Raw genomic sequence first — 22,121 nt, 5'->3', positions numbered from 1 at the left:
GTATCCCACAGACGGATCGCGGCGCGTGCCGGAACGGTCCGACTCAGGCGGTCAGGGTTTGCCGCACGCCGTCGAGCGCCGCCGCCACGGTCTGCCGCCGCACGGCGTCTCGGTCGCCCTCGAAATGGAACAGCTCGGCGCGCGCATAGCCGCCTCGCCGCTTCCAGCCGATCCATACGGTGCCGACGGGCTTGTCCTCAGTGCCGCCACTGGGTCCGGCGATGCCGGTGACCGCCACCGCGACACCCGCCCCCAGATGCGCCAGCGCACCGGCGACCATCTCCAGCACCGTCTCCTCGCTGACCGCACCGGTCGCCTCCAGCGTGCGCGGATTGACGCCGAGCAGTGCCTCCTTGGCCTCGTAGCTATAGGCCACGACACCGCACTCGAACCAGGCCGAACTGCCCGGCAGATCGGTCAGGATCTTGGCGATCCAGCCGCCGCTGCACGATTCGGCGCTGACCAGCATGAGATTGGCCGCCATCAGGTCGTCCGCCACGGCGCGGGCGCGCTGCTGCAGATCGGCTTCGCAAGGGATGTTCACTGTGCACTCCGAATCGGGAAAGCCGCATCGTCCACGTGCAGCCGAACCCAGATCGTACCGCCACCCGACCCGGCACGGAAAACACATCAGGGCATGCAGGCAAGGTCCGGTCGCGGGTAGACTGGACGACTCCTCCGATTCACCGAACGCCGCCCGCTGCATGAACAAAGACGACCTCGCCGGCCATACCCCGTTGATGCGCCAGTACCTGTCGGCCAAGGCCGAGCACCCGGACGTGCTGCTGTTCTTTCGCATGGGCGATTTCTACGAGCTGTTCTACGACGATGCGCGCAAGGCCGCGCGTCTGCTCGACATCACCCTGACCCAGCGCGGCCAGTCCGCGGGCGAACCGATCCCGATGGCCGGCGTGCCGTATCACGCGGTGGAGAACTACTTGGCGCGCCTGATCAAGCTGGGCGAGTCGGTGGCGATCTGCGAGCAGGTCGGCGATCCGGCCAAGAGCAAGGGACCGGTCGAGCGCAAGGTGGTGCGCATCGTCACGCCCGGCACCGTGACCGACGAGGCGTTGCTGGAGCAGCGGCGCGACAACCTGCTGCTGGCCATCCACGCCGACAAGCAGGGCTACGGCCTGGCCTGGGTCGACCTGACCGCCGGCCGCTTCCTGCTCACCGAGGTCGCCGACGCCGAGGCGCTGGGTGCGGAACTGGCGCGGCTGGCTCCAGCCGAGACCCTGGTCAGCGAGGACGTGCGCTGGGATGTCCGCGTGAGCGCCCTGCCCGGCTTGCGCAAGCGGCCGCCTTGGCACTTCGACAGCGACAGCGCACGCCGCGAGCTGAACCGCTTCTTCGGTACCCGTGACCTGTCCGGCTTCGGCATCGACAACCTCGAACGTGCCATCGGCGCGGCCGGCTGCCTGCTGGCCTACGTCGAGGAAACCCAGAAGAGCGCACTGCCGCACCTGACCGGCCTGGCCGCCGAGAACGCCGGCGAGACCATCGCCATGGACGCCGCCACGCGCCGCAACCTGGAGCTGGACACGCATCCCGAAGGCCGCCGCGAGCACACTCTTCTCGGCGTGCTCGACGAAACCGTGACGCCGATGGGCGCGCGCCTGCTGCGGCGCTGGCTGCACCGCCCGCTACGCGGACGTGAACCGCTGCGCAAGCGCCACCAGGCCATCGGCGCGCTGCTCGACGAACGCCGCGTCGAACCGCTGCGCGAGGACTTGCGCGCCATCGGCGACCTCGAACGCATCCTCGCCCGCGTCGCGCTGCGCTCGGCGCGACCACGCGACCTATCCACGCTACGCGACGGCCTCGCTGCCGCCCCCTCGCTGCGCGAAAAGCTGGCCGATCTGGACAGTCCACTGCTGCACGAACTGGTCGAACGCATCGGCGATCACGCCGACACCTGCGCGCTGCTGCAGCGCGCGATCGTCGAGCGTCCACCGGTACTGACCCGCGACGGCGGCGTCATCGCCGACGGCTTCGACGCCGAACTCGACGAACTGCGCCAACTCTCCGAACACGCCGATCAGTTCCTGGTCGATCTGGAACAGCGCGAGAAGGCCGCTACCGGCATCGCCACGCTGAAGATCGGCTACAACCGCGTGCACGGCTACTACATCGAGATCAGCAAGGCCCAGTCGGACAAGGCGCCCACCCACTACACGCGCCGCCAGACCACCAAGAACGCCGAACGCTACATCACCGAGGAACTCAAGACCTTCGAGGACAAGGTGCTGTCCGCGCGCGAACGCAGCCTGATGCGCGAACGCGCGCTGTACGAGGAACTGCTGGACACGCTAGCGACCGACCTCGTGCGCCTGCGCGACGCCGCCGAAGCCATCGCCGAACTGGACGTGCTGGCCGACCTGTCCGAACGTGCCGAGACGCTGAACTGGTGCGCGCCGGTGCTCGACGACGCACCCGGCATCCACATCGAAGCCGGCCGACATCCCGTGGTCGAGCGCGTGCGCGACGAACCGTTCGAGCCCAACGATCTGGCCTTCGACGACGCCCGTCGCATGCTGGTCATCACCGGCCCGAACATGGGCGGCAAGTCCACCTATATGCGCCAGAACGCGCTGATCGCGCTGCTCGCGCACATCGGCAGCTACGTGCCGGCCAGCGCGGCGCGCATCGGCCCCATTGACCGCATCTTCACGCGCATCGGCGCCGGCGACGACCTGTCGCGCGGCCAGTCCACGTTCATGGTGGAAATGAGCGAGACCGCCAGCATCCTGCACAACGCCACCGCACAGAGCCTGGTGCTGATGGACGAGGTGGGCCGCGGCACGTCCACCTACGACGGCCTGGCCCTGGCCCGTGCAGCGGCCGTGCACCTGGCCGCGCACAATCGCGCCTTCAGCCTGTTCGCCACGCACTACTTCGAGTTGACTGAACTGGCCGGCGAGATTGATGGCGTGGTCAACGTGCACCTGGACGCCGTCGAGTACGGCGAGCAACTGGTGTTCATGCACGCGGTGAAGGAAGGTCCGGCCAACCGCAGCTTCGGTCTGCAGGTCGCCGCTCTGGCCGGCCTGCCCAAGATGGTGATTGCCGATGCGCGGCGCACGCTGGAGCAGCTGGAACAGGGCATGCACGTCGCGTCTTCCGCACCGCCGCCTCGTGCATCGAGCGAGGCCTCACCGCAGATGGGACTATTCGCTCCGCCCGCGCCCTCGGCCGTGGACCGCGCCGTGGCCGAACTCGACCCCGACGCCCTCAGCCCCCGCGAAGCGCTCGAAGCGCTGTATCGCCTGAAGCAACTGGGCTGAGCGTCACACCACGGACAGCGTAGCGTCACGGAGCCTCTGGCATGCTGTGATGGATCGGCTGCAGCTTCGCAACGATCATAGCCAGAAGCTATGGATTGCATTGGAACAATCGAATTCCACTGATCGCTGCGCAGGCGTAGATTGACTCAAGTAGCCCGCACGCCGACCAGGATCGCCGTACTCGCGCCGCCGCACTCCATCTCGACACGATGAGCCTGCAGGTGCCGCGCGACGGACGTTTCCGACGCACGGGCAAGTCCGAAAACGGTCGATCCATCCGCACCCAAGGAGAGAAGCCATGTCCGCCGAATCGAAGTGTCCGTTCCACCCCGCCACCACCGGCACCACCAACAAGGATTGGTGGCCCAAGCAACTGCGTCTCGAACTGCTCAGCCAGCACTCGGAGAAGTCCAACCCGCTCGACGGCGCCTTCAGCTACCGCGAACAGTTCAAGAAACTGGACTACGCCGCGCTGAAGAAGGACCTGCTGGCCATGATGACCGACTCCAAGGACTGGTGGCCGGCCGACTTCGGCAGCTATGCCGGACTGATGATCCGCATGGCCTGGCACAGCGCCGGCACCTACCGCATCGGTGACGGCCGCGGCGGCGCCGGGCGCGGCCAGCAGCGTTTCGCGCCGCTCAATTCCTGGCCCGACAACGTCAGCCTGGACAAGGCGCGCCGCCTGCTGTGGCCGATCAAGCAGAAGTATGGCCAGAAGATTTCCTGGGCCGACCTGATCGTGCTCGCCGGCAACGTCGCGCTGGAATCCACCGGCTTCAAGACCTTCGGCTTCGCCGCGGGCCGCGAGGACGTGTGGGAACCGGACAAGGACGTGTCGTGGGGCGACGAGACCGAATGGCTGGCCACCAGCGACACGCCGAACAGCCGCTACGCCAGCAGCAAGCCGGGCGAGCGCGATCTCGACAACCCGCTGGCCGCCGTGCAGATGGGCCTGATCTACGTCAATCCCGAAGGCCCGGACGGTAACCCCGACCCGGTCGCTGCCGCGCACGACATCCGCGAGACCTTCAAGCGCATGGCGATGGACGACGAGGAAACCGTCGCCCTGATCGCCGGCGGCCACACCCTGGGCAAGACCCACGGCGCCGCCTCGGCCGATAACGTCGGCACCGAACCGGAAGCTGCCCCACTCGAGGCGCAGGGCTTCGGCTGGCACAACAAGCACGCCAGCGGCGTCGGCAAGGACGCGATCACCTCCGGCCTGGAAGTGACCTGGACCAGCACGCCGGTGAAGTGGAGCAACGACTTCTTCAAATTCCTGTTCGACTTCGAGTGGGAGCTGGAGAAGAGTCCGGCCGGCGCGCAGCAGTGGGTGGCCAAGGGCGCCGACGCGATCATTCCGGGGCCGACGCCGGATTCGCCCAAGCGCAAACCGACCATGCTGACCACCGACCTGTCGCTGCGCTTCGATCCGGCCTACGAGAAGATCTCGCGCCGCTTCCGCGACGACCCGAACGCCTTTGCCGAAGCCTATGCCCGCGCCTGGTTCAAGCTGACCCATCGCGACCTCGGTCCGAAGTCGCGCTATCTGGGTCCGGAAGTCCCGGCCGAGGACATGCTGTGGCAGGACCCGCTGCCCGCAGCCACGCATAACCCGACCGCGGCCGATATCGCCGACCTGAAGGCGAAGATCGCCGCCTCCGGCCTGAACGTGTCGCAACTGGTGTCGACTGCCTGGGCCTCGGCCTCGACCTTCCGCGGTGGCGACAAGCGCGGCGGCGCCAACGGCGCGCGCATCCGGCTGGCTCCGCAGAAGGACTGGGCGGTCAACAAGAAGGCCATCGAGGCGCTGCCGAAGCTGGAAGAGATCCAGAAGGCCTCGGGCAAGGCTTCGCTGGCCGACGTGATCGTGCTGGCCGGCGGCGTGGGCATCGAGATGGCGGCCAAGGCGGCCGGCCTGGATATCGAGGTGCCGTTCGCGCCGGGTCGCGTGGACGCGGGCATCGAGCAGACCGATGTCGAGTCGTTCACCTACCTCGAACCATTCGCCGATGGTTTCCGCAACTACGAGAAGGCCAAGTCGGCCATCGACGCCGAGCACCTGCTGGTCGACAAGGCCCAGTTGCTCACCCTGACCGCGCCGGAGATGACCGTGCTGGTCGGTGGCCTGCGCGTACTGGGCGCGAATTACGACGATAGCCAACACGGCGTGTTTACCGACCGTCCGGGCGTGCTGAGCAACGACTTCTTCGTCCACCTGCTCGACATGTCCACCGAGTGGACCCGCAACGGCGACGTCTACGAGGGCAAGGACCGGGCCACCGGCAAAGTGAAGTACACCGGCACACGCGCCGACCTGGTGTTCGGCTCGAACTCGATCCTGCGCTCCCTGGCCGAGGTCTATGCCAGCACGGATGCGACCGGGAAGTTCGTGCAGGACTTCGTCGCGGCCTGGACCAAGGTGATGAACCTGGATCGCTTCGATCTGGCCTGAATCCCCTTCCCTGCTGCTGAACGAAAACGGCAGACCTCGAGGTCTGCCGTTTTCGTTTCACGCCGTGTCGCGATGGCGCTCAGAGTGCGAGCCACAGGTAGAGATAGGTCGCATCGTTGCCGCTGGCATTACGCCCCGCGCCGTCGATGTTGTGCACCAGGCCGCTGAACTTCGTATACCAGGTGTACTGCAGACCGACGCGAACATTGACGTACGGCTGCTTCCACGAATCGGACTTGCCGAACGGGTTGTAATCGACCTCGACGATGCCTCCCTCGGTGTTGGGCGAGCCATTGTTGCCATACAAGGCCAGGTCGTTGCTGCCGTCGTAGACGAACTGCGCCAGGCTCACGCCGTAGGTGTTCTGGTACCAGTAGCTGCCCTTGAGGTTGAACGAGTCGAGCGTGTTGCGCAGGTGCGTGGAACCGCCATCGAGGAACGTGCTGTTCAGCGTCTGCCGCTCGTGCACGTACAGGGCGTTGGCCGTGAAGATGTTGTCGCCGCGGTAATACTCGTAATCGCCCGAGAGACCGAGATCGCGATAGTCGTCCGTCGGACCGGGCAGCGGGATCGCGTGCCCGTTCACGTCCTCGCCCACGGCGCCGCGATTGACGTCGAACAGGAAGCCACCAAGCGTGAAATCACCGTTCGGAACCGCCTTCGTGTAGGTCAGGCGCGCATACGGGGCGAAGCCGGAAAGCTTGCCGTCGTAGCCGGCATTGACCTTGTTCGTCCATGCCACCGACAGCGACCGGTAACCGCCCGCCTCCAGATACCACTTGCCATCAATCTGGGTGTAACCCGTGGCACCGATGGACTGCCCGCCGATGCCGTCCAGAATGATCGGCGCGGCCGGCGCGCCCGGCGCCAGATCCGAGCTCATGTAGGGAAACATCCACGCCGGCGCACTGTTGAACACGTCGCTGACTGTGGGATTGTTGTTGATCGAAATGCCCCATACCCCATTGTGCTTGCCGTGGCTGTAGGGCCGCGCGTAACGCACGTCCACGTTGTCCCAACCCAGCAGACCGCCCACCTCGGAATACGTCGCCTGCGCGAACACGCCCGCGTGCTTGCTGATGCGTCCGGCGAGGAATACCGAAGCCTGATCCAGCGAGAAGTTGTTGTTCCCCTTGAAGGGCTTGCCCAGATCGGCGGGATCCTGCACCTGCCCGGTGTGCAGGAAGGACTCGACCATCATCGCCGATAGCGGAATCTTGGCGTCGTTGCCCACTTTCATGGTGTAACCATTGAGCTTGAACTCGCGCCCGAACGGCGTCAGCTCGGGACCGAACGCACCGACATGGCAGGAAGAACAGGGCAGATGTGTCTGACGCGCGTAGGACGGCACCGCCAACGCGGGGCCGGCATGCAGCAGCACCCAGACCATGGGCAGAATCAACCAGCCCAGAAAACGGATACTGCGTGGCCGGCACTCCCTTGCTGCTTGCCTATTCATTTTTCGACTCCCCGAAAAGACGCGATGGCTTGTGGTTCGCGTCCCGACTTCCGCGTGTACCCGCTGCTGCAACGTTGCCCGTGACGATATGCACGCAGACGCGGAAGGTGACCACGGCGTCCTCACGGGGCGGGATTGCAGCACGCGCTACATGAATAACGATGTGCTGCAATACGACTTTCAGGATAGATAAAAAGACATAGGCCGCCTTGATCGAGATCAAAGCGGCCCATCATCGTGCCGAAATACCTTGCGGGCGGGGCACCGCCCGTCCTGGATCAAGCCACCTTCGCGCCCACGGACGCTTCCAGAGCGCTTTCGAGGTCGCTCCAGATGTCCTCGACGTGCTCGATGCCGACCGACAGGCGCAGCATCCCCGGCGTGATACCGCAATCCTCCTGCGTACCGGCATCCAGAGTGCGGTGCGTCAGACCCGCCGGATGCTGGATCAGCGTGTCCACCGACCCCAGACTCACTGCCGGCGTCGCCAGCCGCACTGCCGCCATCACCTGCGCCGCCGCCGCGTGGCCACCATGCACCTCGAACGCCATCAGGCTTCCGGGTCCGCGCATCTGCGTGCCGACCAGTCGCGCATTGACGTCTTCACGCAGGCCGGGATAGCTGATACTCGCCACCAGCGGATGGGCCTGCAGGCGCTTCGCGATCTCTACAGCATTGGCCTGCGCCTTCTCCACGCGCAGCGCCAGCGTCGGCAGGCCACGATGCAGCAGGTAGGCGCCGAGCGGATGCAGCAGACCGCCGGTCGCCGCGCGCACCTGGCGCAGCGATTTCGCCCAGTCGTCGTCGCAGGCCACTACGCCGGCGATGACGTCGCCGTGGCCGCCGAGGAACTTGGTCGCACTATGCATGACCAGGCGCGCGCCCAGCTTCGCCGGCTGCTGCAGCACCGGCGTGGCGAAGGTCGAGTCGACCAGCACGGGCACGTCGCCCGCAGCCTTCACCACGGCGGCGATGTCGATCAATTCGAGCGTCGGGTTGGCCGGCGTCTCGATCATCACCAGCGCGGTGTCCGCGTCGACGGCGCCGGTGATCTCGTCCGGTTTCACCCAGCGCACCGGAATGCCCAGCAGACCGGAATCGAGCAGATGATCGCTGGTGCCGTACACCGGACGCACCGCCAGCACGTGCTTGCCGCGCTGACCGGCGGCCAGCAGACATGCCGACAGCGCAGCCATGCCCGAACCAAAGGCGACTGCGTCGGTGGTGCCCTCCAACTGCGCCAGCGCCTGCTCGAAGCGGGCCACGGTCGGATTGTGCAGACGCGCATAGATCGGGTTCTCGGCGCTAGCCTGCCCGCCGACCAGCGCGTCGAAGCTGGCCGTGCCGACGCCGAGATCGCGCACCGGATAGGTCGTCGACAGATCCAGCGGCGGTGCGTGCACACCCAGTTCGGCGAAGTCTTCGCGGCCGGCGTGGACGCCGAGGGTTTCGGGATGCGACATGGCCTGGGCCTCAAGTTCGAAAATAAGACCCCATGCTAGAATCAAAAAAGCTTGATATATCCATGAACCGAATTTAATTTCGCAAGTGGTGCGAAACATGCAACTCGATCGAATCGATTACGCCCTTCTCGACGCACTGCGAAAGAACGCTCGGCTGCCCAACAAGACGCTGGCCGAGAAAGTCGGCGTCGCGCCGTCGACCGCCCTGGAGCGCGTGCGCCGTCTGCGCGAGAGCGGCGTGATCCAGGGCTACCACGCTGAAATCGACCCGCAGGCGCTGGGCATCGGCCTGCAGGCGATGATCAGCGTGCGCCTGGAACGCCATGCGCGCACCGACGTCGCCGCGTTCGACACGTACTTGAAGACGCTGCCGGAAGTACTCAGCTTCTGGCACGTGGCCGGCGGCAACGACTTCCTGGTGCACGTGGCTGTGCGCGACAGCCAGCGCCTGCGCGATTTCGCCCTGGACGCCTTCACCACGCGCAAGGAAGTCGCGCACATCGAGACCAACCTGATCTTCAGCTTCCAGCGCAACGCGCGGCTGCCGGCGCCGCCGCGCGACTGAACGCCGTCAATGCGCCGTGCGCGGCGACTGCTTCAGAATCCAGGCCGCCATGTCGTCGATTACCTTCGGCGCCACGTGCCTGGGCTTCATGTAATCGGCCACCGTGCGCGTCTTGCCGGCGTGCATGAACAGATGACTGAGCCCCGGATAGGCCTGGAAATGCACGGCCGGATCGTTGGCGAACACCTGCTTCCAGCGTGCGAAGTCGTGCGTGGGCGATACCTGGAAGTCCGCCTTGCCCTGCAAGAACAGCATCGGCATGTGCAACGAGCGCGCCACCGCGACCTGGTCGTAGTCGCGCAGACTCATCCAGTAGCTCTGCGGCGCATGCAGATAGCGCCCCTTCGGCGGATGCGCAGGATCGGCGCTGGCCAGCAACTTGCGTTCGTCGCGGCGTGCGGCCTCGGCCTTCGCGATGCGCTGCGGCGACAGCCCGCGCCCCGGACCGAGTTCACGCGTTTGCTCACCAATGACCGTAAGAAGCGAACGCGCCGGCGCGGCCAACAGGACCAGACCGGCCAGCGACGGATCGCGTCGACCAATGCGCGGCGCCAGCATCGCGCCCAGACTGTGCCCGACCAGAAACACGCGGCGCAAATCGATGTTCGCGTGGGAAGCCAGCTGATGCGCCGCCGTGATCGCATCGTCCGTGACCTCCTTGTCGATGGTCATGCGCATGTCGCGCTCGCTGCGCTGCGGAAAGGCGTAGGTCCGCTTGTCGTAGCGCAACGAGGCGATGCCATGCGCGGCCAGTCCGCGCGCGATGTCGCGGAACGGCTTGTTCGGGCCGATCGCCTCATCGTAGTCGTGCGGTCCCGAACCGCCGACCAGCACCACCGCCGGGAACGGCCCCTTCCCCTTGGGCAGCGTCAGCAACCCCGGTAGCGGTCCCCACGGCGACGTCACCTCGATCGGCGTGCTCGTGCCCCAGTCGCCATGCGCGGCCTTCGGTCCGGCATGTTCCGCCTCGCCCGGACGTGCGGTCCGCCCAGGCAGGAACCGGAACCCGGAGATCGCGCCCTTCGCATTGCAGGTCACGCGCATGTGGAACCAACCGCGCGCGAAGTGCAACGGTGTCACGATCACCCCGTCGGGCTGCCGCTTCGGCGCCTGCCCCTTGGCGAGGCCGTCGTAGTCGCCGAAGCGCATCGGCAGCCCGCGCGCCCACACCTGCTCGAGACGATCGGGCGTAACCACCGCAGCCACCTGCGCATCGAAGTGCTTGGTGGCTGCCGCGTAGTTGTGCGCCTTCAGTGCATCCAGCAGTTGCTGCGAGCGCTGCATGCAGTTCGGAACGGACTGAGCGAAGGACGGCAAGGCGACAAGACAGGCCGCCAGAAAGGCAAGACGTTTCATCAAAAGACTCCCTGGAAATGGAGGACGTCGCGAGCCGCAGCATCGCGTCAGTCGTGCGGCGGTCCCTCGACGCGCCGGTAGATCACGTAGGAATACAGCGCCGGAAAGAGTCCGGCGACCAGGAGCACCCCCATCGCGAGCGGGAACGGCATGCCGAACAGCGTCCCCACCAGCATCGTCAAGCCGGCCAGCACGAACAGCTTGCCACCCAATCGATGCGTGCGCTCCCACGTCGCTTCGCTGGCGATGGTCCACGGCGTGCGAATGCCGATGAAGAAGTTGCGCCGCAGTTTGCCCATGTAGTTGCCCAGGATCGTGAACAACGCTCCAAGGCCCAGCACCGCGACTTTCGGCATCGGCAGCGGGTAGCCCGCGCCGAACAGCAGCATGCAGATGCCCAGCACCAGCACGAACCCCTGGATCGCCAACATCAGGCCGAAATAGACCGAGGCAAAGGCGCCGACGCGGTAGCGGTTCGGTGAAATGAACGCCAGCAGCCAGCTCAGCGCCGCGAACCCGGCCACGGTCAGTATCGGGAACAGCGCTGCCCACAGGCGCGGCATGGTTCGGTCGACCTCGCCCGCGGCGTTCCAGTGCGACGGCACACGCGCCGGCAGCTCCGGCCACAGCCACCAGGCCGCAACGGCACCGATAATCAGGAAGGACACCGTGACCCACACACTGCGATGGAATTTCATGACTGGTCTCCGGACCGCCCCCGCCCGGGGAACAGGTCGAAAAGCATCCGCGCGAGATCCTCGAACACGGTGCTGTTGAGCGAATAGACGATGAACTGACCACGCCGCTCGGTGCGCACCAGGTCGGCGCGCTTGAGTACAGCGAAATGATGCGAGAGCGAGGCCGCCGTGATGTCGAAGGTCTCGCCGATCTCACCAGCCGTCAGCGCGCCATCCTGCAGGCGCTTCAGGATCGCGCGTCGTGTCGGATCGGCCATGGCCTTGAAGACTTCCTGCTGTTTCATGGAAGAGCGCTCGTCGAATACATCTAGATAATTAGACAAATATCTAAATATTGCAAGTGCCTCCGGGAACGACCCGTCATCACCCGCGCAGCGCGTCCGACGACGACGCAAACCACGACACCTGCACGGCCGCCGCCTGCAAGCCATTCACGGGACCGAATCGCTGTGCGACACTTGCGCGTCATGTTGAAGACCATTTCCGCGCTGCTCGCCATCGTCCTGTATCTCGGGGCCGCCGCCGCCCTGGCGCGGCCGCTGCTGAGTACGGGCAAGCCCCTGACTCGCGCCGCCATGAGCATGGCGGTGCTGGCCGTGCTGGCGCATGCCGCCGTGTTGCTGGGCATCCATCGCGGCGCGCTGGATCTGCACTTCTTCGCCGCGCTGTCGCTGGTGGCCTGGGTGGTGTCGGCGCTGACGCTGCTGGTCAATCTCTCGCGCCCGGTCGCCGGACTCGGTGTGATCGTGTTTCCGCTGAGTGCACTGCTGCTGGCTGTCGACGTGTTCCTTGCTCCGCCCACGCGGCCGATGCCGATGGACTGGCAGATCAAGCTGCACGTCACCGTCGCCCTGCTCGCCTTCGGCGTACTGTCCATCGCCGCTGTCCTGGCGATCCTGCTGGCCGTGCAGGAGCACGCCCTGCGACGCAGTCAGTTCGGTCACTGGCTGCGCGCGCTGCCGCCGCTGACGCTGACCGAAACCCTGCTGTTCCGCCTGATCCACGCCGGCTTCACCCTGCTGACGCTGACCCTGTTCACCGGCATCGTGTTCGTGCACAACCTGTTCGGCCAGCACCTGGTGCAGAAGACCGTGCTGTCGATCATCGCCTGGCTGGTGTTCGGCGCCCTACTCTGGGGTCGCTGGAAGTTCGGCTGGCGCGGCATGCGCGCGGTCAACCTGACCCTGATCGGCATGGCCGTGCTGATGCTGGCGTTCTTCGGCACGAAGTTCGTACTCGAACTGATCCTGCATCGCCCGCTGACCTGACCGCCAGCTGTATCACGCCGATATCGAAACCGCTCGCGGAGGGCCCTTCACGGCTCAGCCCGCCGCGTCGAGGGCTTCGGACAGGCGCTCCACACCGATGATCTGCATGTCGCCGATTTGCTTCTTCTTGGGCAAGTTCGCCTTGGGCACGATGGCACGCAGAAAACCGTGGTGCGCCGCTTCCTTCAACCGTTCCTCGCCGTTCGGCACCGGGCGGATCTCGCCCGACAGCCCGACCTCACCGAAGGCGACGGTCTTGTCCGGCAGCGGTCGGTCGCGCAGCGACGAGCGCACGGCCAGCAGCACCGGCAAATCAGCCGCCGTCTCCTGCACACGAATGCCGCCGACCACGTTGACGAACACGTCCTGGTCGTAGGCCGCGACGCCGCCATGCCGGTGCAGCACCGCCAGCAGCATCGCCAGACGATTCTGCTCCAGGCCCAGTGCCACACGTCGCGGATTGCCCAGCGAGGACTGATCGACCAACGCCTGGACTTCCACCAGCAACGGCCGCGTGCCTTCGCGCGTGACCATGATCGCGCTGCCCGGCGTCGGCGAGGCATGTGCGGACAGGAAGATCGCCGACGGATTCGGCACCTCGCGCAGGCCCTTGTCGGACATCGCGAACACGCCCAGCTCGTTGACCGCGCCGAAGCGGTTCTTGAACGCACGCAGCACGCGGAAGCGGCTGCCGGACTCGCCCTCGAAATACAGCACCGCGTCGACCATGTGCTCGAGCACGCGTGGGCCGGCAATACCGCCCTCCTTGGTCACGTGGCCGACCAGCAGCACGCTGGTGCCGGTCTGCTTGGCGAATCGCGTCAGCTTGGCCGCCGACTCGCGCACCTGGCTGACCGAGCCCGGCGCGGCGGTCAGCAGGTCGGTCCAGATGGTCTGGATCGAATCGATGATGAGCACGCGCGGCTTGCTGTGCTGGACCTGGTCGAGAATACGCTCGATGCCGGTCTCGGCCAGCGCCTGCAGCGGTTCCAGCGACAGGCCGAGCCGCTGTGCGCGCGAGGCCACCTGCCCCAGCGATTCCTCGCCGGTGACGTACACGCCCGGCAGCTTCGCGCCGATCGTACCCAGCATCTGCAGGAGCAGCGTAGACTTGCCGATACCGGGATCGCCGCCGATCAGTACCACCGAGCCGTCGACCAGGCCGCCGCCCAGCACGCGATCCAGTTCGCCGATGCCGGTCAGGGTGCGCGACTCGACCTCGGCGGCGACCTCGGTCAGCGGCATCACCTTGGCCGCCTCGGTGTTGGCGCCGGCATAGCCGTCGCGACGCGCGCCCACGCTTTCCTTCTTGCCCGCCGAAGCCGGCTGCACCACGAATTCGCTCAGCGTGTTCCAGGCGCCACAAGCCACGCACTGGCCCTGCCACTTGGTGTATTCGGCGCCGCAGTCGCCGCAGACGTAGGCGGTCTTGGCCTTGGCCATGGATATCCTCGTGAATGCTCTGAAACGGCGCGGACGGAACAGGGTTCCCGCGCGGACCTGCGGCACGATAGCGCGAGTACGTCGCAGCAGGCGATACGCAGCGACTGCGATCAGGCGTCGTCTTCGACGAACAATACGCGTCGGGTCATGCCGCAGGTCAGCTCATAGCTGATGCTTCCCGCCGCCGCCGCAATACGCTCGGCTGGAAGATTCGCGCTCCACAACGTCACCTCATCGCCGACTTCGGCATCGGGCACGTCACGCAGATCCAGCGTGATCAGGTCCATCGACACGCGACCGACAATGGCGCTGTCCACGCCGCGGATGCGCACCGGCGTTCCGGAACCGGCGCTGCGCGGGTAGCCGTCACCGTAGCCGATGGCGGCCACGCCAATGCGCATGTCCTCGGGCGCGGCCCAGGTCGCGGCGTAGCCGACGCGCTCGCCCTTCTTCAGCTCGTTCACGGCAATCAGCCGTGTGCGCAGGGTCATCGCCGGACGATAGCCGAAGTCGGCGCCGGTCTTGCCCTCGACCACCGAAAGCCCGTACAGCAGCCCGCCTACGCGCACCCAGTCGCCACGCGCGCCAGGCCAGCCCAGCACGCCGGCGGAATTGGACAGCGCACGCGGCCCGGGCAACCCGGCGACGGCCTGCTCGAACTGTTCGATCTGCGCGTGCGTCAGCGGATTCTCGAATTCGTCGGACGCGGCGAAGTGCGTCATCAGCACGATTTCGTCGTCGACGTTGGACATCGCCGCCAGCTGCGCGTGCACCTGCGCGACACGCGCGGCGGGAAAACCCAGTCGATGCATGCCCGAATCGACCTTCAGCCAGACTCGTAGCGGTCGCGGATCGGCATCGGCGGCCAGCCACGCCAGCTGGCTGTCATGATGGATCACCGCGTCCAGATTCAGCCGCCGCATCTCGGCCAGATCGGCTGGACTGTCCGGCCCGGACAGCACCACGATGCGCTGCCGATGTCCCGCCGCGCGCAAGCGCAGCCCGTCGGCGATGGCGGCCACACCGAACGCATCCGCATCGCTCAGCGCGCGTGCCACGCGCTCCAGTCCGTGTCCGTAGGCATCGGCCTTGATCACGGCCATCACCCGCGCGCCGACAGCCTGCTCGCACACGCGAGCGAGATTGTGGCGCAGCGCGCCGAGATGGATGGTGGCGGTGGCGAGACGGCTCATGGATGCAGAAATTACGGCATGTACGCGAGCAGCGGCGTTACTCGAACGCGCCCTCGTAGCTCTCCGGCGCGAAGTTCTCGAACTTGGTGTACTGGCCCAGGAAGGTCAGCTTCACCGTGCCGGTCGGACCGTTACGCTGCTTGCCGATGATGATCTCGGCCTTGCCCTTGTCCGGCGATTCGGGGTTGTAGTACTCGTCGCGGTAGATGAACAGGATCACGTCGGCGTCCTGCTCGATGGCGCCCGATTCGCGCAAGTCCGACATCATCGGCCGCTTGTCCGAACGCTGTTCGAGGGAACGATTGAGCTGGGACAGCGCGATCACGGGAACACTGAGCTCCTTGGCCAGGGCCTTCAGTCCACGCGAAATTTCTGAAATTTCCGTGGCGCGATTCTCCTTGTTTCCGGGCACCTGCATCAGCTGCAGGTAATCGATCACGATCAGACCCAGACTGCCGTGCTCGCGCTGCAAACGGCGCGCGCGCGAACGCAGCTCCACCGGCGACAGCGCGGGCGTGTCGTCGATGAAGATCTTGGCGTCCGAAAGCATGGTGATGGCGGAGGTGACACGCGGCCAGTCCTCCTCGGCCAGGTCGCCGCTGCGCAGGTTCTGCTGATGGATGCGACCGACCGAGGAGATCAGGCGGAAGGCCAGCTGCGAGGCCGACATTTCCATCGAGAACACCACGACCGGCTTCTTGCTGCGGATCGCCGCGTGCTCGGCGATGTTGACCGAGAACGCGGTCTTGCCCATCGACGGACGCGCCGCGACGATGATGAGATCGGACGGCTGCAGGCCCGCGGTGCGATCGTCGAGATCGTTGAAGCCAGTCGGCAGACCGGTCAGCTGACCGCGGTTCTGATAGCGCTCGGTCAGGACACGGAAGGCGTCCTTGACCGCCTCGCGCATCGGCACGGTGCTCTTGCGCCCGCGCGCGCCGGCCTCGGCGATGTGGAACACTTTCTGCTCGGCCGCCTCCAGCACTTCCTGCGTGCTGCGCCCTTCCGGCCGGTAGCCGTCCTCGGTGATGGTGGTACCGGCGTCGATCAGCTGCCGCAGCACCGACTTCTCGCGCACGATGTCGGCGTAGGCGGTGATGTTGGCGGCGCTCGGCGTGCTGTTGGCCAGCTCGACCAGATAGCCCGGACTGCCGATCATCTCGGTCAGCTCGTTGGCCTCGAACCAGTCGCCCAGGGTCACCGCGTCGAACGGCATGCCGCGGTCGGCCAGCCCCGTGATCGCGCGCCAGATCAGGCGATGGTCCCTGCGGTAGAAATCGTCCTCGACGAGCCGGTCGGCGACACGGTCGAACGCCTCCGGCGACAGCATCAGTCCACCCAGCACCGCCTGCTCGGCATCGATCGAGTGCGGCGGCACGCGCAAGGTTTCGATAGAAGGCGATTCGTTGCGTTCGGGCAGCATGGGCATTTTCGAATCCCTGTCGGACGACATCTCATCATGCGAATCACTGTCGCAGATGTCGAGACAATAAGTCTGTGGATAAGTTGTGATCTTCTGTGGAAAAGCGTGTATGGGCGACGCGCGACCCAAAACAGAACGGGCGCCACGAGGGCGCCCGTCCGCATCCACGATGGCGTGAGCGGTTATTCGCCGCTGACGACCACCTTGATCGTGGCCTGCACGTCGGCGTGCAGCACGATGTGGGCTTCGTACTCGCCGGTGACGCGGATCGCGCCTTCCGGCTGCACGATCTCACCCTTGTCGGCTTCCAGGCCCTTGGCTTCCAGCGCCTCGGCGATCTCGCGCGGACCGACGGAGCCGTACAGCTTGCCCTCGGGGCTGGCGTTGGCGGAGATGGTCAGCTCGACGCCGTCGAGCTTGGCCTTGCGGCCCTCGGCGCCGTCCAGCAGCGACTTGGCCTTGGCTTCGTACTCGGCGCGACGCTTCTCGAACTCGGCCAGGTTCTCGGCATTGGCCGGCACGGCCTTGCCCTGCGGCAGCAGGTAGTTGCGGCCGTAGCCCGGCTTCACGGTGACCTTGTCGCCAAGGTTGCCGAGGTTCTTCACTTTCTCAAGCAGGATCAGTTCCATGGGATGACTCTCGATTCGTTAGCGCCGTTGAGGCGACGCAGCCCTGGACGGTTGTCCGAATGTAAAACGCGCCGCCCGCTCGAACGGACGGCGCGCGGTGCACGTTGCTCAGGCGTCGTGGCTGTCGGTGTACGGCAGCAGCGCCAGGAAACGCGCGCGCTTGACCGCGGTGGCCAGCTGACGCTGATAACGCGCCTTGGTGCCGGTGATGCGGCTCGGCACGATCTTGCCGGTCTCGGTGATGTACTGACGCAGGGTGTTGAGATCCTTGTAATCGATCTCCTTCACGCCTTCGGCGGTGAAGCGGCAGAACTTGCGGCGGCGGAAAAACTTGGACATGGCTCTCTCCCGGCTCAGTCGTCGCTGTCGCGATCGTTGTCGTTATCGGAATCCGACTTGTCGTCGCCCTTGCTGTCGCTGTCGTCATCGTCGCGACGGCGGCTGCTGGACTTGGCGTCTTCCTTCTCCTTGCTCTTCAGGATCGGCGACTGCTCGGTGTCGGCGTCGGGACGCTTGATGACCAGGTGACGGATAACCGCATCGTTGAAGCGGAAGCCCGACTCCAGCTCGTTCAGGACTTCCTGGCCGCACTCGATGTTCATGAGCACGTAGTGGGCCTTGGCCAGGTTCTCGATGCTATAGGCCAGCTGACGACGGCCCCAGTCCTCGAGACGGTGGATCTTGCCGCCCTGCTCTTCGATCAGCGCTTTGTAGCGCTCGACCATGGCCGGCACCTGCTCGCTCTGGTCCGGATGGACCAGGAACACGACTTCGTAATGACGCATGTTGTCTCCTTGTGGATGTCTCCTCGCGGCATGCGCGAGGCAGGCAGCCTCCCGCCTAAGCGGTGAGGCAAGGTTCCATCCAGAGCGAATCTGCCCTGGACAGAAGCGGAATTGTAGGATGCCCGGAACGGGCGCGCAAGCTATTGATCCGCGGGGACGCGGCGGATCACGCCCGCGTTCAGTCGCCCTGCGGATCGACCGTGAAACTTTCGCCGCACCCGCACTCGCCGGTGGCGTTGGGGTTGTGGAACACGAAGCTGGTGTTCAGCCCCTGACGCTGGAAGTCGATCACAGTGCCGTCGACCAGCGGCCGGCTCTTGGCGTCGATCACCAGCGGCACACCATCGACCTCGACCACCTGGTCGCCATCGTGGGATTCCCCGGCCAGCTCGATCACGTAGCCGAAGCCCGAACAACCCGTGCGGCGCACGCCGAAACGCACGCCGCTGGCCTGTGGATGACCGGCCAGATAGCTCTTCATGCGTTCGCGTGCGTTGTCGGTGATCTGGATATTCATGGGACGGTGCTCGGAAATCTGTCTACTAGTGTACGCGTCCAGCCGCCCGGAACCCAACGGAGCGTCGAATCCCGCTCGGCCACTTATGACCGATGGCCTTGTCGCCGGACTCGCGACCGTACCCGCAGGTCGACTATCATGGACGGCCTTGTTCTCGACGCCGATATGCGGCGTCCCAGCTGGAGTTTCAATCGATATGACGGTGGTCAGCGTCAAGCAGGCTCTCGCCGGCACGCCCGGTGAAGGCAGCGAAGTCACGGTCCGCGGCTGGGTGCGCACCCGGCGCGACTCCAAAGCCGGACTCTCGTTCATAAACATCAGCGACGGCTCCTGCTTCGCGCCGATCCAGGCCGTGGTGCCGGCCGATCTGGGCAATTACCAGGATGAAGTCCTGCACCTGACCTCCGGCGCCAGCGTGATCGTCACCGGCACCCTGGTCATCTCGCAAGGCAAGGGCCAGGGCTTCGAGATCCAGGCCACGAAGGTCGAGGTGGTGGGTTTCGTCGACGATCCCGAGACCTACCCGATCCAGCCCAAGCAGCATTCGATGGAATTCCTGCGCGAGGTCGCCCACCTGCGCCCGCGCACCAATCTGTTCGGCGCCGTCACGCGCATGCGCCATACGGTGATGATGGCGATCCATCGCTTCCTGACCGAGCAGGGTTTCTACTGGATCAACACGCCGATCATCACCACGTCTGACGCCGAGGGCGCGGGCGACATGTTCCGCCTGTCGACGCTGGATCTGGCCAACCTGCCGCGCGACGACGACGGCAAGATCGATTTCCGCAAGGACTTCTTCGGCCGCGAGGCGTTCCTGACCGTATCCGGCCAGCTCAATGTCGAGGCCTACTGCCTGGCCATGAGCAAGGTCTACACCTTCGGTCCGACCTTCCGCGCCGAGAACTCCAACACCGCGCGCCACCTGGCCGAGTTCTGGATGGTCGAGCCGGAGATCGCCTTCGCCGACCTCAACGACAACGCCGACCTGGCCGAGGCATTCCTGAAAGCCATCTTCCGCACCGTGCTGGAAGAGCGCGCCGACGACATGGCGTTCTTCGCCCAGCGCGTGCACCCGGAAGCCATCACGCGCCTGGAGGCGTTCGTCGACGCGCCGTTCGAACGCATCGAGTACACCGACGCCATCGAGATCCTGAAGAAGTCCGGCAAGAAGTTCGAGTTCCCGGTCGCCTGGGGCGTGGACTTGCAGACCGAGCACGAGCGCTACCTGGTCGAGGAGCACGTCGGCCGTCCGGTCGTGGTGATGAACTACCCGGAGGAAATCAAGGCCTTCTACATGCGCCTCAACGACGACGGCAAGACCGTCGCCGCGATGGACGTGCTGGCTCCCGGCATCGGCGAGATCATCGGCGGCGCACAGCGCGAAGAGCGCCTCGAACAGCTCGACGCGCGCATGCAGCAGTTCGGTCTCGACCCCGAAACCTACGACTGGTACCGTGACCTTCGCCGCTACGGCACCGTGCCGCACGCCGGCTTCGGCCTCGGCTTCGAGCGGCTGCTCTGCTACATCTGCGGCATCGCCAACATCCGCGATGCGATCCCCTATCCCCGAGTCGCAGGAAGCGCCGAATTCTGACCGTCCGCCATGCCGTTCCGACGCCCGCTTCCATTTCTGCTCCCGTCCCTGTTCCTGGGTCTGTGCGCCTGCGTCTCGCACACTCCGACCAAGGACGACACGCCGCGCCCGGGTACCCGTGACGCGGCGATGGCGGCCCTGCAGAAGGCCGATCCGTGCTGCACGCGCTTTTCGCAGTTCTCGTTCCACCGCGAGCTGCCGGCGAAACCGAAGCGGTTCGACATCGAGTCGAATCTGCCCGTGGCCGATTTCAACGGCACGCGCAGCTATTTCCTGACCTTCAAGCTGCCGGAGAAACACAGCCTGCCGTACAAGGTCGTGCTGAAATCGGAAATGACCGGCCGCTGGCTGCATTCGAGCTATCTGTTCGCGCCGTCCGCGGTGCTGCTGGACGCCGATTACCGGCCGATGCAGACCCTGGATGTGGATCAGTGCGAATACATCGGCTGGAGCCAGTCCACCACCGGCGCGCTGGGCAGCCTCACCGTGGACAGTCCGCATGCGCGCTACCTGGTGATCTACAGCTCGGGACAGCAACTCGACGGCAGCACCTACTGGGAACAGTCGCCGACCGCTTTCTCCGCGGACTCGCCGGTGAAGATGGCCGCGACCGGCAGTTTCCAGATCGCGCACGGCCCCACCGGCCCGCTGTACGTCGGCGTGATGACGCCGCGCTATGCCAAGGCCGCATCCGAGGCCATCTGCTCCAAGCCCGACCCCAAGACTTCGTCCGGAGCGCTCTCCACGCTACGCTCGCTGATCCTGCCCTCGTCCAAGGACACGACGCCGTGAACTCCACCTTTCTCAGCGTACTGTACCTGTTGCTGTTGGTCGCGGGCGCGGTCGGCTTCGCCATGCACCTGTATGCGCAGTGGCGCTTCGTCCGCATCATGCGCGAGCGCTACGCCGACAAGTGGCGCATCATCGCCTGCCCCGACGAAGGACGCCCCAGCCGCGTGCGCACCTGGGCGCGGCTGCAGCAGGTCCTGCGCAGCAACGTGCCCGAACTGTTCGAGGACGCCGAACTGACCCGCTGGCACCGTATCTGGCGCTATGCGCCCTGGCTGGCCTGGCCATGCTGGATCGGCGTGCTGGTCATCCAGGCCACCACCGCGCACTGAATTCCGCCGGAAACCCGGTTCCGGCCCGTCAGGAGATACGCATGAAGTTGGAACTCAACGGCCGCCACGCGCTGGTATGCGGCGCATCCAAGGGCATCGGCCGCGCCACCGCCATGGAGCTGGCCGCGCTGGGCGCGGATGTCACCGTGCTGGCGCGTTCCGAGGACGTCCTGCGAACCTTGGCGGAAACCCTGCCGCGCACGCATGCGGCACAGCATCACCATGCCCTGATCGCCGACATGAACGACCGTGCGCAGCTGGCCGCCGTGCTCGAAGCACACGTGGCGACGCACCCCGTTCAGATCCTGATCCACAACTCCGGCGGACCCGCGGCGGGCCCGGCGAACCAGGCGACGACCGACGCCTTCGAAAGCGCCTTCGGGCAGCATGTCCTGGCCGGGCAGATCCTGCTGCAGGCCGTGCTCCCCGGCATGCACGAAGCCGGCTACGGACGCCTCGTCAACATCATCTCGACCTCGGTGAAGGAACCGATTCCGAACCTGGGCGTGTCCAACACCGTGCGCGCCGCCGTGGCCAGCTGGGCCAAGACCCTGGCCGGTGAACTGGCCGCCGACGGCATCACCGTCAACAGCGTGCTGCCCGGCTTCACCGAGACCGGTCGCCTGGAAAGCCTTATCGCCGGCCGCGCCAAGGCGCAGAACGTCAGCGAGGACACGGTCGCCGCGAACATGCGTGCGCTGGTGCCGGCCGGCCGTTTCGGCAAGCCGGAGGAAGTCGCAGCCGTCGCGGCCTTCCTGTGCACACCGGCTGCCGCGTACGTCAACGGCGTGTGCATCGCGGTCGACGGTGGGCGCACGCGCAGCCTGTCCTGAGCCGACCGTGCCGGCCAGCCCTGCCGCGC

General features: G+C 66.0%; 21 protein-coding genes. 8 read left to right on the top strand and 13 right to left on the bottom strand.

Translation table 11 applies throughout. The annotated features are described in order from the left end of the window. Window positions 1-43 precede the first annotated feature (43 nt). Window positions 44-544 (bottom strand): CinA family protein, encoded by a 501-nt coding sequence (locus HF690_RS08250; protein ID WP_240601760.1) that lies wholly within the window; start codon window positions 542-544, stop codon window positions 44-46. 160 nt (window positions 545-704) lie between these two features. Between HF690_RS08250 and mutS the strand changes: the two genes are divergently transcribed. Beyond that, window positions 705-3,284, top strand: a complete 2,580-nt coding sequence (mutS, locus tag HF690_RS08245) for a DNA mismatch repair protein MutS (protein WP_168609111.1) — start codon at window positions 705-707, stop codon at window positions 3,282-3,284. A gap of 298 nt (window positions 3,285-3,582) precedes the next feature. After that, entirely contained in the window at window positions 3,583-5,742 is a 2,160-nt protein-coding gene (gene katG, locus HF690_RS08240; protein WP_168609110.1) for a catalase/peroxidase HPI, read from the top strand. Between the two features lie 79 nt (window positions 5,743-5,821). Here katG and HF690_RS08235 read toward each other — a convergent pair whose 3' ends face one another. Beyond that, window positions 5,822-7,201 (bottom strand): cytochrome C, encoded by a 1,380-nt coding sequence (locus tag HF690_RS08235; RefSeq protein WP_240151687.1) that lies wholly within the window; start codon window positions 7,199-7,201, stop codon window positions 5,822-5,824. Between the two features lie 278 nt (window positions 7,202-7,479). After that, on the bottom strand, window positions 7,480-8,664 hold the full coding sequence (locus HF690_RS08230) for a trans-sulfuration enzyme family protein (protein WP_168609109.1): 1,185 nt from the start codon (window positions 8,662-8,664) through the stop codon (window positions 7,480-7,482). 97 nt (window positions 8,665-8,761) lie between these two features. Between HF690_RS08230 and HF690_RS08225 the strand changes: the two genes are divergently transcribed. Then, complete coding sequence (locus HF690_RS08225) at window positions 8,762-9,229, top strand: Lrp/AsnC family transcriptional regulator (RefSeq protein ID WP_168609108.1); 468 nt, start codon at window positions 8,762-8,764, stop codon at window positions 9,227-9,229. 6 nt (window positions 9,230-9,235) lie between these two features. Here the strand turns inward: HF690_RS08225 and HF690_RS08220 are convergent, their stop codons facing one another. From HF690_RS08220 to HF690_RS08210, 3 genes are read right to left on the bottom strand one after another with little or no spacing between them, the layout of a single operon-like run. Further along, window positions 9,236-10,585 (bottom strand): alpha/beta hydrolase, encoded by a 1,350-nt coding sequence (locus HF690_RS08220; RefSeq protein WP_168609107.1) that lies wholly within the window; start codon window positions 10,583-10,585, stop codon window positions 9,236-9,238. Between the two features lie 47 nt (window positions 10,586-10,632). Next, the gene (locus HF690_RS08215; protein WP_113064631.1) at window positions 10,633-11,283 is read right to left on the bottom strand and encodes an SdpI family protein; all 651 of its coding nucleotides are present in this window, start codon (window positions 11,281-11,283) and stop codon (window positions 10,633-10,635) included. Then, window positions 11,280-11,567, bottom strand: a complete 288-nt coding sequence (locus HF690_RS08210) for an autorepressor SdpR family transcription factor (protein WP_113064630.1) — start codon at window positions 11,565-11,567, stop codon at window positions 11,280-11,282. The genes HF690_RS08215 and HF690_RS08210 overlap by 4 nt, the downstream gene beginning before the upstream one ends. A gap of 183 nt (window positions 11,568-11,750) precedes the next feature. Here HF690_RS08210 and HF690_RS08205 point away from each other — a divergent pair, with 183 nt between their 5' ends. Further along, a complete protein-coding gene (locus HF690_RS08205; RefSeq protein ID WP_113064629.1) occupies window positions 11,751-12,551 on the top strand; it encodes a cytochrome C assembly family protein in 801 nt (266 codons plus the stop codon). Window positions 12,552-12,605: 54 nt separating this feature from the next. Here HF690_RS08205 and radA read toward each other — a convergent pair whose 3' ends face one another. The 7 genes from radA to HF690_RS08170 all read right to left on the bottom strand — a co-directional run bounded on the left by radA (window position 12,606) and on the right by HF690_RS08170 (window position 18,541). After that, window positions 12,606-13,994 (bottom strand): DNA repair protein RadA, encoded by a 1,389-nt coding sequence (radA, locus tag HF690_RS08200; RefSeq protein WP_168609106.1) that lies wholly within the window; start codon window positions 13,992-13,994, stop codon window positions 12,606-12,608. A 110-nt stretch (window positions 13,995-14,104) separates the two neighbouring features. After that, window positions 14,105-15,187, bottom strand: a complete 1,083-nt coding sequence (gene alr / locus HF690_RS08195; protein ID WP_168609105.1) for an alanine racemase — start codon at window positions 15,185-15,187, stop codon at window positions 14,105-14,107. Between the two features lie 37 nt (window positions 15,188-15,224). Beyond that, on the bottom strand, window positions 15,225-16,616 hold the full coding sequence (locus HF690_RS08190) for a replicative DNA helicase (RefSeq protein WP_113064626.1): 1,392 nt from the start codon (window positions 16,614-16,616) through the stop codon (window positions 15,225-15,227). 176 nt (window positions 16,617-16,792) lie between these two features. Next, on the bottom strand, window positions 16,793-17,239 hold the full coding sequence (gene rplI / locus HF690_RS08185; RefSeq protein ID WP_113064625.1) for a 50S ribosomal protein L9: 447 nt from the start codon (window positions 17,237-17,239) through the stop codon (window positions 16,793-16,795). 108 nt (window positions 17,240-17,347) lie between these two features. Continuing rightward, on the bottom strand, window positions 17,348-17,578 hold the full coding sequence (rpsR, locus tag HF690_RS08180; protein ID WP_043101463.1) for a 30S ribosomal protein S18: 231 nt from the start codon (window positions 17,576-17,578) through the stop codon (window positions 17,348-17,350). A gap of 14 nt (window positions 17,579-17,592) precedes the next feature. Further along, window positions 17,593-18,024 carry a 30S ribosomal protein S6 gene (rpsF, locus tag HF690_RS08175; RefSeq protein WP_113064624.1) on the bottom strand — a complete coding sequence of 144 codons (432 nt, stop codon included), beginning with the start codon at window positions 18,022-18,024 and terminating at the stop codon, window positions 17,593-17,595. Between the two features lie 178 nt (window positions 18,025-18,202). Beyond that, complete coding sequence (locus HF690_RS08170) at window positions 18,203-18,541, bottom strand: HesB/IscA family protein (RefSeq protein WP_113064623.1); 339 nt, start codon at window positions 18,539-18,541, stop codon at window positions 18,203-18,205. Between the two features lie 196 nt (window positions 18,542-18,737). On the opposite strand from HF690_RS08170, the gene asnS reads away from it, so the two are divergent. The 4 genes from asnS to HF690_RS08150 are packed head-to-tail and all read left to right on the top strand — an operon-like array spanning window position 18,738 to window position 22,092. Further along, window positions 18,738-20,138: an asparagine--tRNA ligase gene (gene asnS, locus HF690_RS08165; protein WP_113064622.1), complete on the top strand. Its 1,401-nt coding sequence runs from the start codon at window positions 18,738-18,740 to the stop codon at window positions 20,136-20,138. Window positions 20,139-20,147: 9 nt separating this feature from the next. After that, complete coding sequence (locus tag HF690_RS08160; protein ID WP_113064621.1) at window positions 20,148-20,930, top strand: MalM family protein; 783 nt, start codon at window positions 20,148-20,150, stop codon at window positions 20,928-20,930. Beyond that, window positions 20,927-21,259, top strand: a complete 333-nt coding sequence (locus HF690_RS08155; RefSeq protein WP_113064620.1) for a hypothetical protein — start codon at window positions 20,927-20,929, stop codon at window positions 21,257-21,259. Before HF690_RS08160 ends, HF690_RS08155 begins: the two co-directional genes overlap by 4 nt. A 41-nt stretch (window positions 21,260-21,300) precedes the next feature. Further along, window positions 21,301-22,092 (top strand): SDR family oxidoreductase, encoded by a 792-nt coding sequence (locus HF690_RS08150; RefSeq protein WP_168609104.1) that lies wholly within the window; start codon window positions 21,301-21,303, stop codon window positions 22,090-22,092. Window positions 22,093-22,121: the final 29 nt, after the last annotated feature.

The organism is Oleiagrimonas citrea (assembly GCF_012395255.1).
GTDB classification, from domain to species: Bacteria; Pseudomonadota; Gammaproteobacteria; order Xanthomonadales; family Rhodanobacteraceae; genus Oleiagrimonas; species Oleiagrimonas citrea.
This window is presented reverse-complemented; position numbering and strand designations above follow the sequence as displayed.

What these genes read in the sequence shown, in the direction of transcription:
- mutS (WP_168609111.1), top strand. Translation starts at nt 705, where the DNA reads ATGAACAAAGACGACCTCGCCGGCCATACCCCGTTGATGCGCCAGTAC.
- katG (WP_168609110.1), top strand. Translation starts at nt 3,583, where the DNA reads ATGTCCGCCGAATCGAAGTGTCCGTTCCACCCCGCCACCACCGGCACC.
- HF690_RS08235 (WP_240151687.1), bottom strand. Translation starts at nt 7,201, where the DNA reads ATGAATAGGCAAGCAGCAAGGGAGTGCCGGCCACGCAGTATCCGTTTT.
- HF690_RS08230 (WP_168609109.1), bottom strand. Translation starts at nt 8,664, where the DNA reads ATGTCGCATCCCGAAACCCTCGGCGTCCACGCCGGCCGCGAAGACTTC.
- HF690_RS08225 (WP_168609108.1), top strand. Translation starts at nt 8,762, where the DNA reads ATGCAACTCGATCGAATCGATTACGCCCTTCTCGACGCACTGCGAAAG.
- HF690_RS08220 (WP_168609107.1), bottom strand. Translation starts at nt 10,585, where the DNA reads ATGAAACGTCTTGCCTTTCTGGCGGCCTGTCTTGTCGCCTTGCCGTCC.
- HF690_RS08215 (WP_113064631.1), bottom strand. Translation starts at nt 11,283, where the DNA reads ATGAAATTCCATCGCAGTGTGTGGGTCACGGTGTCCTTCCTGATTATC.
- HF690_RS08210 (WP_113064630.1), bottom strand. Translation starts at nt 11,567, where the DNA reads ATGAAACAGCAGGAAGTCTTCAAGGCCATGGCCGATCCGACACGACGC.
- HF690_RS08205 (WP_113064629.1), top strand. Translation starts at nt 11,751, where the DNA reads ATGTTGAAGACCATTTCCGCGCTGCTCGCCATCGTCCTGTATCTCGGG.
- radA (WP_168609106.1), bottom strand. Translation starts at nt 13,994, where the DNA reads ATGGCCAAGGCCAAGACCGCCTACGTCTGCGGCGACTGCGGCGCCGAA.
- alr (WP_168609105.1), bottom strand. Translation starts at nt 15,187, where the DNA reads ATGAGCCGTCTCGCCACCGCCACCATCCATCTCGGCGCGCTGCGCCAC.
- HF690_RS08190 (WP_113064626.1), bottom strand. Translation starts at nt 16,616, where the DNA reads ATGCCCATGCTGCCCGAACGCAACGAATCGCCTTCTATCGAAACCTTG.
- rplI (WP_113064625.1), bottom strand. Translation starts at nt 17,239, where the DNA reads ATGGAACTGATCCTGCTTGAGAAAGTGAAGAACCTCGGCAACCTTGGC.
- rpsR (WP_043101463.1), bottom strand. Translation starts at nt 17,578, where the DNA reads ATGTCCAAGTTTTTCCGCCGCCGCAAGTTCTGCCGCTTCACCGCCGAA.
- rpsF (WP_113064624.1), bottom strand. Translation starts at nt 18,024, where the DNA reads ATGCGTCATTACGAAGTCGTGTTCCTGGTCCATCCGGACCAGAGCGAG.
- HF690_RS08170 (WP_113064623.1), bottom strand. Translation starts at nt 18,541, where the DNA reads ATGAATATCCAGATCACCGACAACGCACGCGAACGCATGAAGAGCTAT.
- asnS (WP_113064622.1), top strand. Translation starts at nt 18,738, where the DNA reads ATGACGGTGGTCAGCGTCAAGCAGGCTCTCGCCGGCACGCCCGGTGAA.
- HF690_RS08160 (WP_113064621.1), top strand. Translation starts at nt 20,148, where the DNA reads ATGCCGTTCCGACGCCCGCTTCCATTTCTGCTCCCGTCCCTGTTCCTG.
- HF690_RS08150 (WP_168609104.1), top strand. Translation starts at nt 21,301, where the DNA reads ATGAAGTTGGAACTCAACGGCCGCCACGCGCTGGTATGCGGCGCATCC.